This is a genomic window from Pseudomonas sp. GM80 (assembly GCF_000282515.1).
Taxonomy (GTDB): Bacteria; Pseudomonadota; Gammaproteobacteria; order Pseudomonadales; family Pseudomonadaceae; genus Aquipseudomonas.
The window spans coordinates 1-13,494 of record NZ_AKJD01000052.1 but is presented as its reverse complement, the minus strand read 5'-3'; the positions used below and the strand labels follow the sequence as shown (position 1 = coordinate 13,494).

Here is a 13,494-nt window from a genome sequence, read left to right as displayed (position 1 = left end):
TTATTGATGCACGGCGAGTTGATAAGCCGTGTACTTGCGAATGTTGATGACGCCGGTGTCGAAGATCAGGTACTGGCCTTTGATCCCCATCAACGTGCCTTCGGCAATCGGGTTCTTGTCCAGGTTGAAGCTGACGATTTTGGCCGGGTATTGCTCGATCGGATAGCGGATTTCCAGCGGTTGCACGTCGGGAATCGTCTGAATTGCCTGTAGGCCGAATCGCTGTTGCAAAGCCAGCAAGCCTTCGGCGCAGCTGTCGAACAGTTGATCGCGCACCTGCGCCAGATCCACCGCCGCTGCATCGCCCTTGAGCAATGCCCGCCAGTTGGTTTTATCCGCGACCTGACTGCGAAACAGGTCTTCGACGAAGCCCGACTGCTGCCGCGTCGACACGCGCATGATCGGCAAGGCCTGACACGCGCCCTGATCGATCCAGCGGGTCGGCAGTTGCGTTGCACGGGTGATGCCAACCTTGACGCCCGACGAATTGGACAGGTAAACCACATGATCGGTCATGCAGAACTGCTCGCCCCACACCGGATCGCGGCACGTGCCGGCGTCATAGTGGCAACGCTCCGGGCTCATGATGCACAGGTCGCACTGCGCCAGTTTGGTCATGCACGGGTAGCAATAGCCCTGACTGAAACTGGTTTTGGTCTTACGCCCACAATGGGTGCAGTGGATCGCCCCCAGGTATTCCAGACGCACCGTCGTGCCGATCATGGGGTTGACCGGCACCTCGACGTCATCCAGACGAAACGCGTATTGCACGTTCGGCCCGTCGAGGCGCGCCGACATTTTGCTGATTGCACCGCGGCCAATCTCGATCAATGGATAGCGTCCGACTTGAACAGGATGTTCGGCACTTCGATCGACTTCGACGCACACTCTTGCGGGCCCATGTAACCGGTGCGCTGGTCTTCAGGCAGGTTCTGGATTTCCCAGGCGATCATCGCCTGCAACGACAGCTCGCGCTGCTCGGCGGTGAGCTTGCCACCGTCGGACCACTTACCGATTTCCACGGCCAGTTTCAGGCTCTCGTAGATGTCCGGGGTGATGTTTTTGATCATTTCGGCAAAAGACGACATGTTTGAACACTCTCCAATGAATGTCGCTAGTTTAACGGCGCTGAAGCGGCAAGACACTGCCGGGCATCAGGTCAGCGAGCGGAGCGCCGGGCGCAAGGCCCGGCGTCCTAGAACTCCCTTGAAAGTTTTACCTGGGTCAGTTCTTTCTCCAGCGCACGGCGGAAAATCTGCGGTGCGGTGAAGGTATACAGCGCGAAGGCCAGCCACACCCAGTCAATCACCTCGGCAGCCCCGGGGTAGCCTTGGGCGGTGACGGTGATCACGGTGACGCGATAAACCACAAACATCGCCAGCAACAGAATGATCGCGCCAGTCGCACTGCGCTCGGTCATCCAGCTGTTGAACCGCCACCAGAAACCCATGAACACATTGCTGCGCGCCTTGACGGCGGTCAGCAGGCTCAGCGCCGAGACATTGCTGGCGTTTTCCTGCAGGGCCCAGATCGCGTGTTCGCGCGCACCGTTGATATCACCCTGGCGCAGCAGCAAACGACCAAGCACCACCACGGCCCCGGCATGCCCGGGATCAGCCTGCAGCGCCTGGCGGGCAAAACTTTCCGCCTGCTGCCAATGACCACAGGCCTGATGATATTCAGCCATCGCCACCAGGTTGGCCGGATCGTCAGGTTGCAGCTCGAGCGCTTTTTCCAGCAGTGGCTGACTCTGCGCCAGGCGTCCGGTCAGTTGAAACAGGTCGGCGAGGCTGCGGTAGTAGCGCGGCTCCGTCGGCTCCATGTCGAGCAGTTGCAGCAAGTGCTGTTCGGCGGTCTTGAATTGCCGCGCGGCCATGTCGATGTGCGCGGCGGCGTAATGCGCCAACGGCAAGGCCGGGTCCATCGCCAGCGCCATCGAGGCTTCGTGACGCCCGGCATGCAGACGACGCATGTTGAGCAGACACAGCGCCAGCAAGGCGTGGGCTTCGGCACATTCCGGGTCATCGGCCAGCAGTTGTCGCAGACTGTCGATGGCGCCGTCATTGTGGCCGGACTGCAAACGCTGATAGGCCACTTGCAACAGATAGGAGGTATTCATCAGCTCACCACCAGGTACCAAAGGGTCGCCGGCACCAGCGTGACCACGATCCCTTTGAGCAGGAAGGCGCCGGCGAGCGCGACCAGCGGCGCGAAGCGATTGAGCACGCCGCCATAATATTGGTACAGCTCGATGGTCGAGTTCTGCAGGGTGTACAGCACGTAACCGACGCTGAGTTTCCACACCACCAGCACCAGCAAGGCGTACTGGATCTGTGCCTGAGTGCTCAGGTAGCCGTTGTTCAACAAGCTGATCAAGGCCAGACCAATGAGCACGCTGCCCACGGCACCGACACCGACCCAGATCCACTCACGCTTGCGCGTCGGGCTGCCCACCGCCACCGAGTTGAGCACGAACCACGGTAAACCCAACCACAGTCCGCCCATCATCAGCGCCAGCAACGGCCAGAACGGCGACACCGCAAACCGCGCCAGGCCGCCCGGACGCGGCTCGTCTTCAATGCGGTAAATATTCTGGGTACCCATCAGCGTCCCTTGCCATGTTTGTCGAGGAAGGCCAGCACTTCATCGTACTGATTGCCTTCATTGGCATAGCGCGCGTAGTTGCGCGCGGTGGTCAGCCATTCCAGCGTCGTCGCGCGGACTTCTTTCAAGGCCTGCTTGAAGTGACGGTCGCAGATCGGCTGCTCGGCGCCTTCGCTGATCGATGCTTCGATGGCTTCATCGGCAGCGGTTTCCACCAGCTCACTGAGGTCGGCACCGGAGAAGCCCGAAGTGTGTTTGGCGAGGAACGCGAAATCGATATCCGCCGCCACCGGACGGCCCTTGACCATCAGTTGCAGCATGTTTTCACGGGCGGCACGATCCGGTGGCGGCACGAACAGCACGCGGTCGAAGCGGCCGGGACGGCGGAACGCCGAATCCACCGACCACGGCACGTTGGTCGCGGCGAGGATCAGTACGCCGTGATTGTCATGGGTGAAACCGTCCATTTCCGAAAGGAACTGGCTGACCAGTTTCGACGACGTCGACTCACGGGTATTCGAGCGTTTGCCGCCCAGCGCCTCGACTTCATCGAAGAACATCACCGCCGGAGCCTGCGCCCGTGCCTGCTCGAACAAGGCGTGCAGCTTGCGCTCGGATTCGCCGATGTACATGTCCAGCACATCGGAAATCGCCACGTTGAAGAATTTCGCCTTGCACTCGCCGGCCGTCGCTCGCGCCAGCAGAGTCTTGCCGCAACCCGGTGGCCCGTAGAGCAGCACACCGCCACCGACGCGCTTGCGAAAGCGCTCGAACAGCCCGGGTTTCTGATACGGCAGGATGATCTTTTTATGGATGGTCTTCTTCAGATCGTCCAGACCACCGATGTCGTTGAAGGTCACGGTCTCGCTGTCGGGCACCAGCAGGCGGCGCACTTCCGCCTGGTCGGTGTCATCGTTGGAGATCACGCGCAACTTCGGGCGACCTTCGCCGGCGGCGAAATCCACCACCGACACGTTCAAGCGACGCCACAGCGCCATGTCTTCCAGCGCCGGGTTGGCACTGATGGCCGCGCGGTATTCGACCAGCGCTTCCTTGAGGCGGTCAAGGTCGGCCAGTGCGCGTGCGCGCAGCAGTTGCAGCGAGGCGCCCTCACCGTCCGCCAGGCTCAGGGCCTTATCAGCCTGGCCGGCGGCCAGGTACAACTGGGCGGCGATCGGCTTCAGTGCCTCGGCGTCCGGCAGTTGGTGCAGGTCGGCCGGCACCAGCTTGAGGCCGCGCTCGTGGTCACCGCGCTCAAGGCAGGCCTTGAGCACCAGCGTGAGCAGCGCGACGTTTCCCGGCGAGGCGCGCAAGGCGGCCTCGAGTTGATCCAGCGTCGTGTCATCCATGGTGAATCCTTGTGACAGCCAGTTGCGAATTGAAATAGCAGAACGAGCAGGCCGCGATCATTGCAGCACCTCCGGCCGCTCGACATCGACCCAGACAAATTTAAGCGGATCCAGACGGGTTTCCTGATCCAGACGGTAGGCGACGAGTTTGCCGTAGAGCACCGCGCTGTAATCCAGGCACGCGAGGTTCGGGCGGATCGGCGCCGGTTTGCCGCTGCGCCAGTAGTGGCCGACGAACAGCAAAGGCTCGTCGACGCCGTAGCGCAGCAGGGAATTCTTTTCGGTGGAGGTCAGCGGCGTCTGCGCCACTGGCTCCGGCAAGGCATCGGGCTGAAAGACGATGTCGCCGTAGGTTTTCGGATCGTCTTCCCAGAACTTGGTGCGGAAGAACGAACGCACCAGACCGTCGCCGCTGGTCATGGTCAGACCATCGGGCAGACGCATGTCGGTGCCGCGCAGCAGGCGATCGAACACCGTGCAGGCAAAGCTGTCCGGCACGGCCGAGGCCTGGAGAAAGTGTTCGTCGATGCAGCCATTGGGGAACAGCGCGCGCAACGGCTCGATCAGGCCGGCATCCCAACAGGCGTGGACAACGCGGAATCGTCCGGCGTCGACAAACAGCGGCAGCTCGTAGAACCAGCGCTGGAAATCGTGCCAGTCACCGGGGTGGCCTTCGAACTGGGTCAGGGTTTCGTGCAGCAGACGCGCATGGCGTGGCGTGTGCTCGCGGACGAACTGCTTGCCACTGCCCGGCAGCGCCGGGGTGCTCCAGCCGAGGGCGTTGAATTCGTGGTTGCCCATGATGCACAAGGCCTGACCGGCCTCGACCATGTCGTGGACGATGTGCAGTGCCTCGCGAATCCGCGGGCCACGGTCGATGATGTCGCCGACGAACACGGCCATGCGCGATGGATGCCGCCAGACCCCGCCCTGCTTGTGATAACCGAGTCGGTCAAGCAAGTGTTCGAGGGTCAGGGCGCATCCGTGCACGTCACCAATCAGGTCATAACTGCGCGCGGGATCGAGCATCAGTCGCCTCCACCACCCAACTTGCTGCCCCAGCCGAGCTTGGTGCGGCAGACTTCGTAGTAGTTGTGGTCGAGCGGGTGAATCAGCCGCAGCTTCTGCGCTTTTTTGCTGACGGTGATGGTGTCGCCCGGTGCGCAGGTGAAGTGGTTCTGGCCGTCGCAGGACACCTGCGGGTAGATCTGCATATCTTTGGACACGACGATTTTCAGCTCACTGTTGCCATCGACCACAATCGGCCGTCCCGACAAGGTATGGGGGTACATCGGCACAATCACAATAGCGTCGAGCTTGGGATGCATGATCGGCCCGCCGGCAGACAGCGCGTAGGCGGTGGAACCGGTCGGGGTCGCGACGATCAGGCCGTCGGCCTTCTGGCTGCAGACGAACTGGCCGTCGATGTACAGCTCGAACTCGATCATCCGCGTCGATTTGCCCGGGTGCAGCACCACATCGTTGAGCGCATCGCCCTGACCGATGGCCTCGCCATGGCGGCGGACTTCGGCTTGCAGCAGGAAGCGGTTTTCCACCAGATAGTGGCCGTCGAGCACTTCGGCGACTTTGACTTCCAGCTCGTCCGGGCGAATGTCGGTCAGAAACCCCAGGCTGCCCCGGTTGATCCCGAGCACCGGAATATTGTGCCGCGCCAGCGCCCGCGCGGCGCCAAGCAGGCTGCCGTCACCGCCGACGACGATGACCATGTCGCAGACTTCGCCGAGCATCTTGCGTGACGAGGTTTGCAAGCCGTGGCCGGGCAGGACTTCAGCGATGGTGTCTTCGAGAATCACATGCAGGTGACGATCGAGCAGAAACCGTTTCAGTCGGCGGACGGTATCCAGCACCTGGGAACTGCCCAGGCGACCGATGATGCCGATATTACGAAATTGCTCCATGGGACCTCTGCGGACAATCGAAAACGCGAAAAGCACGATTATGGGCGAAAGCCTGCGATAGACAAAATCCTTTCAGCCTCAGGGGTGCGCGCGTGTTTAAGGCTATGCTCGCAAGATGATCCTATTTCCCGACTTGCTGCAGCTGCCCCACCAATTACGCCATCCGGAAGTGCGTGATCTGGCGTGGGTGATCCTCGCCCCGCCAATGCTCGCGGCCACACCATGGCCACAGCGCCACCCGCTGGCCGGCAGCGACTGGGTGGCTGATCCCGAGCGGCTGGAACGCTGGTTGCGTCAGCTCGACCGCGACAGTTATGGCTTGCTGCACTGGTTGTCGCAGGCACGCACGCGGCGGCTGGGCTTGTATTACGAGCGCTTGTGGCAATTTGCCGTTCAGCAGGCGCCGGGGATCGAGTTGATTGCCGCCAACCTGCCGATCCGGCGCGAGGGGCATACCCTCGGCGAACTGGACATGCTGCTGCGCGACCGCGACGGCGTGCATCACCTGGAACTGGCGATCAAGCTCTACCTCGGCCCGCAAAACGGCAACGGGCGCGATCCGGCGCAATGGCTGGGGCCGGGTTGTCATGATCGGCTGGATCGCAAACTGGCGCACCTGGCCGAGCATCAACTGCCGATTTCCGCGCGCCCGGAAAGCCGTGAAGTGCTGGCGGCACTGGACATCGAAGTGTTCAGCGCGCAGCTGTGGCTGGGCGGTTATCTGCTGTATCCGTGGCCTGGCCAGGCCGAGTCACCGGTTGGCGCGCATCCACAGCATTTGCGCGGCAGTTGGTTGCATCAGAAGGACTGGCCGGCGTTCGTGGCGCAGCGCCCGGCTGGACGCTGGCAACCCCTGCCCCGCCATGCCTGGCTGGCGCCGGCGCATTATCCGGCGGATCAGACCTGGACTGCGGAGCATTTGCGAATGTGGCTGGAGGATCTTGAGCCGCTGGCGCCGGCGCAACTGATGGTGCGCCTGATTGAAAATGCGCGTGGGGAATGGGAAGAGGCGGAGCGCTTGTTTCTGGTCTCGGACCTTTGGCCGAACGTTCCCGGCCAGGCCTGAGTTTTGGGGCGTTTGTACCGGCCCCATCGCGAGCAGGCTCACTCCTACAGGGGAACGCATTCCAATGTAGGAGTGAGCCTGCTCGCGATGGGGCCCACTCGGTCTACAGGGAAAGCCGCACAGCCAAAGCCGCCAACGTCACCAACAACACCGGCACCGTCAACACGATCCCGACCCTGAAGTAATACCCCCAGCCAATGTGGATGCCCTTGCGCTCCAGCACATGCAGCCACAACAACGTCGCCAGACTGCCAATCGGCGTAATCTTCGGCCCCAGGTCGCTGCCGATCACGTTGGCGTAGATCATCGCCTCCTTGATCACCCCGCTCGCCTGACTGGCATCAATCGACAGCAAACCGATCAGCACCGTCGGCAAGTTGTTCATGATCGACGACAGCAACGCGGTCAGCACCCCGGTGCCCATTGCCGCGCCCCACACACCGTGACCTGCGAAAACATCCAGCCAACCGGCCAGATACCCGGTCAGCCCGGCATTGCGCAGGCCGTAGACCACCAGGTACATGCCCAGCGAGAAAATGACGATCTGCCACGGCGCCTCTTTCATCGCTTTGCGCGTGGAAATCTTGTGACCACGCGCGGCAATGCCCAGCAGCAGCGCGGCGCACACGGCAGAAATCGCGCTGATGGGAATGCCCAACGGCTCCAGCGCGAAACAGCCGATCAACAGAATCGCCAGAACCGCCCAGCCGGCATAGAACGTGGCCTTGTCGTGGATCGCGGTTTCAGGATGTTCGAGTTGCTCGGGGTCGTACGCCTTGGGAATATCGCGACGGAAAAACCACAGCAACATGCCCAGCGTCGCCGCCACGCTGACGAAGTTCACCGGCACCATCACCGCCGCGTAGCGGTTGAAGCCGATGTGAAAGAAGTCTGCGGAAACAATGTTGACCAGATTGGACACCACCAGCGGCAGGCTCGCGGTGTCGGCAATGAACCCGGCGCCCATGACGAACGCCAACGTCGCCGCAGGGGAAAAGCGCAGCGCCAGCAGCATCGAAATCACGATCGGCGTAAGGATCAGCGCCGCACCGTCATTGGCGAACAACGCCGACACCAGCGCACCGAGCAGCACCATGAAGGCAAACAGCTTGCGCCCGCTGCCACGCCCCCATCGCGCCACATGCAACGCGGCCCAGTTGAAAAACCCGGCCTCGTCGAGCAGCAGACTGATGATGATCAGCGCGACGAAGGTGCCGGTGGCATTCCAGATGATCTGCCACACCAGCGGGATATCGCTCAGGTGCACGACGCCGAAGATCAACGCCAGCACGGCGCCAAGCGTCGCGCTCCAGCCGACGCCGAGGCCTTTGGGTTGCCAGATGACAAGGGTAATGGTCAGCAGGAAAATCAGTGACGCAGCCAGCATCCGCAACAGCCTTGTTCAATAGAAAATTTTGAGAAACGGCAGGATACCTGTGGTGAGGGGATTTATCCCCGATGGGTTGCGAAGCAGCCCCCTGCGCCATTCAGTCAAACCGTGCTCGCAGGTTTTGCGACTGCTGCGCAGCCGATCGGGGATAAATCCCCTCACCACAAGGAATTCACCAATGTGCATGGATTATTTTTTGTGTTGCTCGACGAATTGTCCGTAAGCATTGATAAAGCTTTGCAGGAAAGGTTTCACCGTCTCGCTCAACTTGCCTGATTCATCGAACGCCGAGCCCGCGCCGCCCAGATAGGCCTCCGGCTGCTGCATGCACGGCACATTGAGGAACACGAACGACTGGCGCAGATGCTGATTTGCCCCGAAACCCCCAATGGCGCCAGGCGATACACTGATCACCGCCCCCGGTTTGCCACTCCAGACGGCCTTGCCATACGGCCGCGAGCCAACGTCGATCGCGTTCTTCAACGGCGCCGGCACCGAACGGTTGTACTCAGGCGTCACAAACAGCACCGCGTCGGATGAACCCACTTTTTGCCGGAAAGTACTGTAGGCTGCCGGCGGTGAATCGCCGTCGATGTCTTCGTTATACAGCGGCAGATCGCCAATCTCGACGATCTCCAGCTTGAGGTTGGCCGGTGCCAGCTCCGCCAGTGCCAGGGCGACCTTGCGATTGATCGACGCTTTGCGCAGGCTACCGACTACTACGGCGACGTTGTAGACATTGCTCATGGAAGACTCTCGACTGTCCGTGGGAAGGAGCCTGTAGTTATAGATGATTCAATGACGACTCCACCAGTCGACGAGGGAAATTCCCGCGTCCGGATTATTTTTTTCCTGTAGGAAAACTTACCGCGCTTGATGACGGTCTACCAAGCCGCAAATCAAGCGTTTTATCTCCAGAGGTTCTAAGCAGATGGCAGCAGTACTCGTCGGTCAGTTCCATGCAAGAGATGCGGAAGGCCGCGTTTATTCCGTGCATGAATTCCAGGAATCCACCCCGTCGGTCGACGGTCTCACTGGCTCGGAGCCGATTTACAAACTGGCCATTGGCGATCGCATCAAAAAGATCGATGACCAGACGTTCGAACTGGTTCAGTCGGGCATCACCCTGATTCGCGAACCTGAGCCAACCGTCGCTTCATAACTGGCCGTTATGAGCAGAAGTCATATGCGCAGACTTGGGGTAGGATTCAGCCACTGACCCCACCTGCTGAACATGGACTTCACGCATGCGTTTACGTCATATCGAAGTGATTCAGGCGCTCTTGCAGACCGGTCACCTGGGCACTGCCGCCGAATGGCTGCAGTTGCCAGTGACCGAGGTTGAAGAGCGTTTGCGCGAAGCCGAGAGTCAGCTGGGGTTCATGCTGTTCGCCAGCGTTCGCGGACGCCTGCAGTCAACGCCCGAAGCGCGGGCGTTGCAGGTCGAGATCGCCCACGTGTATGAGGCGCTGGAGCCCGTCCAGCGTCTGGCCAGCAGCCTCAAGCAATACCTCGCCCCGCCCCTGCGCATCATCGGCACCCCGCCGCTGGCGCAACAACTGTTACCGCAAAGCCTGGCCGCCCTGCGCCGACGCCTGCCCGATGCACCGTGCAGTCTGCTGAGCGCGCCCACCCGCGACATCGTCCGCAGCCTGCTGCTGCGCGAAAGTGACCTGGGCCTGAGCCTGCACGATCCCGAGCATCCCGATATCGATTGTCAGCCGCTGGCCCAAGGCAAGCTGCAACTGCTCGCGCCCCACGGCTGGCTGCAACCGAAACAGAAATACATTTCCCTGCAGGATCTCGCCGGCCAGGCCATGGTCGGCCTCGAAGGCCAGGACCCGTTGAACCCGGCGCTGGAAAACAAACTCCAGGCGCTGCGCCCGTCGCCGAGCATCCAGACCCGCGTGCAAACTCATCAAATGATGCGCAGCATGGTCGAGGCCGGCGAAGGCCTGGCCATCGTCGACCCGTTCACCGCACTGGGCGCGCGTGCCGCCGGACTTGACGTGTGCCCGCTGTCGCCAGCCGTGCCGATCAGCCTCTATGCCCTGACCTTCAAGCACGCCGCGCCGTCATCAGCGATTCAGACGTTGCTGGCGATCATCACGGAACAAGCCGAGGCGATGCTGTCGAGCTGAGCGAATTTTCCAACGGGTTATCAAACAGGCGATACCAGAACAACGCCACCTCGGCGGTGTTCGGGTCGATGCCGCGATAGCGCAACTGGTCGACCCCGCCAATCACATAACCGCAGCGCTCATATAACCGACAGGCCCCGAGGTTGTTGTTCTGGGTTTCGAGCATGATCCCCGGCAGCTTCTTCTTGCGACTCCAGAATTGCGCGACATCGAGCAATGCCTTGGCCACGCCGTGACGGCGGGCCGGCGCATGCACCGCCAGTTCGTCGATGTGGGCAAAGCCGTTCCAATTGGTACTGATCACCAGATGGCCGACCGGCTCGTCATCCAGATAGGCCATGAAAATGGCGCTGTCGGTGGCGTTGTGGAAGCTGCTGAATTCTTCGGGATCAATGCCGTAGCACTTGCGGTACGGCACGATCGACGTGACCCGCCATTGCTCGACCGGCATGCCGATCACCGCCTCACCGTAGGCGCCGACCTCGAAACTGAAGTCGCTGCCCCAGATATACGGCGCAAAACCTTCATCGGCGACCCGCACCGACAACCCTGGGTATTTCGGATTCATGACCGGTTGCATACTGGGAAAAGTCCTCATTCCTTGACGCAATCGACGGTGTAGTGCCGTCCATTGCCTTCGTCTTCGTGCTGCAATCCATGCACATCCGCGACAAAACCGGGGAAGCTGCTATCGAACGTGCGAGCAAATTTCAGGTAATCGATGATCGAGCGGGTCGCCTCGGTAAAGCGTTCGCCGGGCATGATCAAGGGGATGCCCGGCGGGTACGGTACCAGCATCACGGCGGCGATCCGCCCTTCCAGTTCATCGATGGGCACCGCTTCGACTTCGCCACGCACCAAGTGGTCGTAGGCGTGGGCCGGCTTCATGGCGATCTCGGGCAGCACGGTATACATGCGCTTGAGGTGTTTGGCCGTGGCATTGCTGCGGTAGCAGGCGTGCAACTGATCACAGAGGTCGCGCAGGCCCATGCCGCGATAGCGCGCAGTGTCTTCTTGCGCCACGCACGGCAGGCAAGTGTCGAGACGGACGTTGGCGTCGTAACTGCGCTTGAACTCCAGCAGCTCGGTGAGCAACGTGCTCCACTTGCCTTTAGTGATGCCCATGGAGAACAACACCAGAAACGAATACAGGCCGGTCTTTTCGACCACCAGTCCGCGCTCCCAGAGGAATTTGCTGACCACCGCCGCCGGAATGCCCTTCTCGCTCAGCGCGCCACCGGCATTCAGCCCCGGCATCACCAGCGTGACCTTGATCGGGTCGAGCAACACGTAGTCGTCGCTGACCTCGCCGAAACCGTGCCAGTCGGCCTCCGGTTTCAACAGCCAGTCCTCAGTCTGTACTCGATCAATGCCTTCAACACCCGGCGGCTGCCAGATCGAGAACCACCAGTCATCGGCGGCAATGTGCTGGCGCAGATTGGCCAGCGCACGACGGAAGCTCAGCGCTTCGTCAAAGGTTTCCTGCAACAGCGAACGCCCGGCCGGTCCTTCCATCATGGCCGAGGCCACGTCCAGCGAGGCGATGATGCTGTACTGCGGCGACGTCGAAATGTGCATCATGAACGCTTCGTTGAAGCGGTCACGATCCAGCTGTCGCGCGCCGCCATCCTGCACGTGAATCATTGAGGCCTGGCTGAACGCCGCGAGCAGTTTGTGCGTGGAATGGGTGGTGAACACCAGCGGACTGTCTTCGCCGCGCGAGGTGGCCATGCCGTAGCGCCCGGCGAAAAACTCATGAAACGCCGCGTAGGCGTACCAGGCCTCATCGAAATGCAGCACTTCGACGCTGTTGCCGAGGCTTTGCTTGATCAGCTCGGCGTTGTAGCAGAGGCCGTCGTAGGTCGAGTTGGTGACCACCGCGAGCTTGACCTTCGGCGCACGGCCCTTGGTCAGCGGACTCGCGTCGATCTTGGCCTGGATCGATTCACGGCTGAATTCGCTCAGCGGAATCGGTCCGATGATCCCCAGTTCATTGCGCTCCGGGCACAGGTACAACGGGATCGCGCCGGTCATGATGATCGCGTGCAACACTGACTTGTGGCAGTTGCGATCGACCAGCACCAGATCGTCGCGCGCGACCATCGAGTGCCAGACGATCTTGTTGGCGGTCGAGGTGCCATTGATCACGAAAAAGGTGTGATCGGCGCCGAAATTACGCGCCGCACGCGCCTCAGCTTCGGCGAGTGGCCCGGTGTGATCGAGCAGTGAGCCGAGTTCCGGCACCGAGACCGACAAGTCCGAACGCAGGGTGTTCTCACCGAAGAACTGATGGAACGCCTGCCCCACCGGACTCTTGTGATAAGCCACGCCGCCGCCATGGCCCGGTGTATGCCAGGAATAATTGGAGTCGGCGGTGTGCTGCACCAGCGCTTTGAAAAACGGCGGCAGCAAGCCATCCAGGTACTTGCGCGCCGCTCGCGCGACCTGCCGGGCGAGGAATGGCACGGTGTCTTCGAACAGGTAGAGAATGCCGCGCAATTGATTGAGTTCGGCCATGGCATCGGCCGGGGCGTTTTCCAGGGTGACCTGCTCGCCCAAGGCAAAGATCGGCAGATCCGGGGCACGCACCCGCGCCAGGCCGATCAGTTCGGCCATGTTCTGCAAGAGATGGGAGTTGGTGCTGGCGTCCTCGGCGGCAATCAACATGCACGCGAGGCCATGATGGGTCGACGCGACCAACCGCCCTTCGGCGTAGTCGGTGGCCGAGACGATACTGAAACCTTCCTGCTCCAACTCCCGGGCGATGCCACGGATACGGTCACCGGCGACCGTGTCGGTCTTGATGTCGCGGTGGACGATCAGCACCGGAAATTTCAAATCTTTGTACATGGGGCTCAGTGTCCTGAGGCGGCAGGTTTGCGGCTGCCAATGCACTCAGGGTAGAGGGTTGCAGCGAATGTGGCGAGGGTGGCCAGTTGTCAGTATTTCCAGAAACAAAAAGATCGCAGCCTTCGGCAGCTCCTACATTGGAATGTGATCCCCTGTAGGAGCTGCCGCAGGCTGC

General features: G+C 61.3%; 14 protein-coding genes. 3 read left to right on the top strand and 11 right to left on the bottom strand.

Annotated elements, in window-relative coordinates; genetic code table 11:
- The 7 genes from PMI37_RS07610 to PMI37_RS07580 form a co-directional block, all read right to left on the bottom strand.
- Positions 1–831: a DUF2797 domain-containing protein gene (locus tag PMI37_RS07610; protein WP_008079611.1), complete on the bottom strand. Its 831-nt coding sequence runs from the start codon at positions 829–831 to the stop codon at positions 1–3.
- Positions 828–1,088: a YeaC family protein gene (locus PMI37_RS07605; protein ID WP_008079610.1), complete on the bottom strand. Its 261-nt coding sequence runs from the start codon at positions 1,086–1,088 to the stop codon at positions 828–830. The genes PMI37_RS07610 and PMI37_RS07605 overlap by 4 nt, the downstream gene beginning before the upstream one ends.
- A 107-nt stretch (positions 1,089–1,195) precedes the next feature.
- Positions 1,196–2,119, bottom strand: a complete 924-nt coding sequence (locus PMI37_RS07600; RefSeq protein WP_008079609.1) for a tetratricopeptide repeat protein — start codon at positions 2,117–2,119, stop codon at positions 1,196–1,198.
- Entirely contained in the window at positions 2,119–2,604 is a 486-nt protein-coding gene (locus PMI37_RS07595) for a hypothetical protein (RefSeq protein WP_008079608.1), read from the bottom strand. The genes PMI37_RS07600 and PMI37_RS07595 overlap by 1 nt, the downstream gene beginning before the upstream one ends.
- Positions 2,604–3,953 (bottom strand): ATP-binding protein, encoded by a 1,350-nt coding sequence (locus tag PMI37_RS07590; RefSeq protein WP_008079607.1) that lies wholly within the window; start codon positions 3,951–3,953, stop codon positions 2,604–2,606. The genes PMI37_RS07595 and PMI37_RS07590 overlap by 1 nt, the downstream gene beginning before the upstream one ends.
- A gap of 57 nt (positions 3,954–4,010) precedes the next feature.
- Entirely contained in the window at positions 4,011–4,982 is a 972-nt protein-coding gene (locus PMI37_RS07585) for a metallophosphoesterase (RefSeq protein WP_008079606.1), read from the bottom strand.
- Complete coding sequence (locus tag PMI37_RS07580; protein WP_008079605.1) at positions 4,982–5,872, bottom strand: NAD(+) kinase; 891 nt, start codon at positions 5,870–5,872, stop codon at positions 4,982–4,984. Before PMI37_RS07580 ends, PMI37_RS07585 begins: the two co-directional genes overlap by 1 nt.
- Positions 5,873–5,987: 115 nt before the next feature.
- Here PMI37_RS07580 and PMI37_RS07575 point away from each other — a divergent pair, with 115 nt between their 5' ends.
- Positions 5,988–6,938, top strand: coding sequence for a DUF1853 family protein (locus PMI37_RS07575; RefSeq protein WP_008079604.1), 951 nt, complete (start codon positions 5,988–5,990; stop codon positions 6,936–6,938).
- Between the two features lie 103 nt (positions 6,939–7,041).
- On the opposite strand, the gene PMI37_RS07570 is transcribed toward PMI37_RS07575, so the two are convergent.
- Both PMI37_RS07570 and PMI37_RS07565 read right to left on the bottom strand, forming a co-directional pair.
- Positions 7,042–8,325 carry an arsenic transporter gene (locus tag PMI37_RS07570; protein WP_008079603.1) on the bottom strand — a complete coding sequence of 428 codons (1,284 nt, stop codon included), beginning with the start codon at positions 8,323–8,325 and terminating at the stop codon, positions 7,042–7,044.
- A gap of 192 nt (positions 8,326–8,517) precedes the next feature.
- Positions 8,518–9,075 carry an NADPH-dependent FMN reductase gene (locus tag PMI37_RS07565; RefSeq protein ID WP_008079602.1) on the bottom strand — a complete coding sequence of 186 codons (558 nt, stop codon included), beginning with the start codon at positions 9,073–9,075 and terminating at the stop codon, positions 8,518–8,520.
- A gap of 184 nt (positions 9,076–9,259) precedes the next feature.
- Between PMI37_RS07565 and PMI37_RS07560 the strand changes: the two genes are divergently transcribed.
- Together PMI37_RS07560 and PMI37_RS07555 are read left to right on the top strand one after the other, a co-directional pair.
- Positions 9,260–9,490, top strand: coding sequence for a hypothetical protein (locus PMI37_RS07560; protein WP_008079601.1), 231 nt, complete (start codon positions 9,260–9,262; stop codon positions 9,488–9,490).
- Between the two features lie 85 nt (positions 9,491–9,575).
- On the top strand, positions 9,576–10,469 hold the full coding sequence (locus PMI37_RS07555) for a LysR family transcriptional regulator (RefSeq protein WP_008079600.1): 894 nt from the start codon (positions 9,576–9,578) through the stop codon (positions 10,467–10,469).
- Here PMI37_RS07555 and PMI37_RS07550 read toward each other — a convergent pair.
- Together PMI37_RS07550 and PMI37_RS07545 are read right to left on the bottom strand one after the other, a co-directional pair.
- Positions 10,435–11,049: a GNAT family N-acetyltransferase gene (locus PMI37_RS07550; RefSeq protein ID WP_008079598.1), complete on the bottom strand. Its 615-nt coding sequence runs from the start codon at positions 11,047–11,049 to the stop codon at positions 10,435–10,437. The two genes, PMI37_RS07555 and PMI37_RS07550, sit on opposite strands and share 35 nt — an antisense overlap.
- 14 nt (positions 11,050–11,063) lie before the next feature.
- Positions 11,064–13,319, bottom strand: coding sequence for an Orn/Lys/Arg decarboxylase N-terminal domain-containing protein (locus PMI37_RS07545; RefSeq protein ID WP_008079597.1), 2,256 nt, complete (start codon positions 13,317–13,319; stop codon positions 11,064–11,066).
- Positions 13,320–13,494 lie beyond the last annotated feature (175 nt).

Excerpts from the sequence above, each read along its gene's own strand:
- PMI37_RS07590 (WP_008079607.1), bottom strand. The coding sequence starts at position 3,953 with ATGGATGACACGACGCTGGATCAACTCGAGGCCGCCTTGCGCGCCTCG.
- PMI37_RS07580 (WP_008079605.1), bottom strand. The coding sequence starts at position 5,872 with ATGGAGCAATTTCGTAATATCGGCATCATCGGTCGCCTGGGCAGTTCC.
- PMI37_RS07545 (WP_008079597.1), bottom strand. The coding sequence starts at position 13,319 with ATGTACAAAGATTTGAAATTTCCGGTGCTGATCGTCCACCGCGACATC.
- PMI37_RS07570 (WP_008079603.1), bottom strand. The coding sequence starts at position 8,325 with ATGCTGGCTGCGTCACTGATTTTCCTGCTGACCATTACCCTTGTCATC.
- PMI37_RS07585 (WP_008079606.1), bottom strand. The coding sequence starts at position 4,982 with ATGCTCGATCCCGCGCGCAGTTATGACCTGATTGGTGACGTGCACGGA.
- PMI37_RS07575 (WP_008079604.1), top strand. The coding sequence starts at position 5,988 with ATGATCCTATTTCCCGACTTGCTGCAGCTGCCCCACCAATTACGCCAT.
- PMI37_RS07605 (WP_008079610.1), bottom strand. The coding sequence starts at position 1,088 with ATGTCGTCTTTTGCCGAAATGATCAAAAACATCACCCCGGACATCTAC.
- PMI37_RS07560 (WP_008079601.1), top strand. The coding sequence starts at position 9,260 with ATGGCAGCAGTACTCGTCGGTCAGTTCCATGCAAGAGATGCGGAAGGC.
- PMI37_RS07555 (WP_008079600.1), top strand. The coding sequence starts at position 9,576 with ATGCGTTTACGTCATATCGAAGTGATTCAGGCGCTCTTGCAGACCGGT.
- PMI37_RS07565 (WP_008079602.1), bottom strand. The coding sequence starts at position 9,075 with ATGAGCAATGTCTACAACGTCGCCGTAGTAGTCGGTAGCCTGCGCAAA.
- PMI37_RS07550 (WP_008079598.1), bottom strand. The coding sequence starts at position 11,049 with ATGCAACCGGTCATGAATCCGAAATACCCAGGGTTGTCGGTGCGGGTC.
- PMI37_RS07600 (WP_008079609.1), bottom strand. The coding sequence starts at position 2,119 with ATGAATACCTCCTATCTGTTGCAAGTGGCCTATCAGCGTTTGCAGTCC.
- PMI37_RS07595 (WP_008079608.1), bottom strand. The coding sequence starts at position 2,604 with ATGGGTACCCAGAATATTTACCGCATTGAAGACGAGCCGCGTCCGGGC.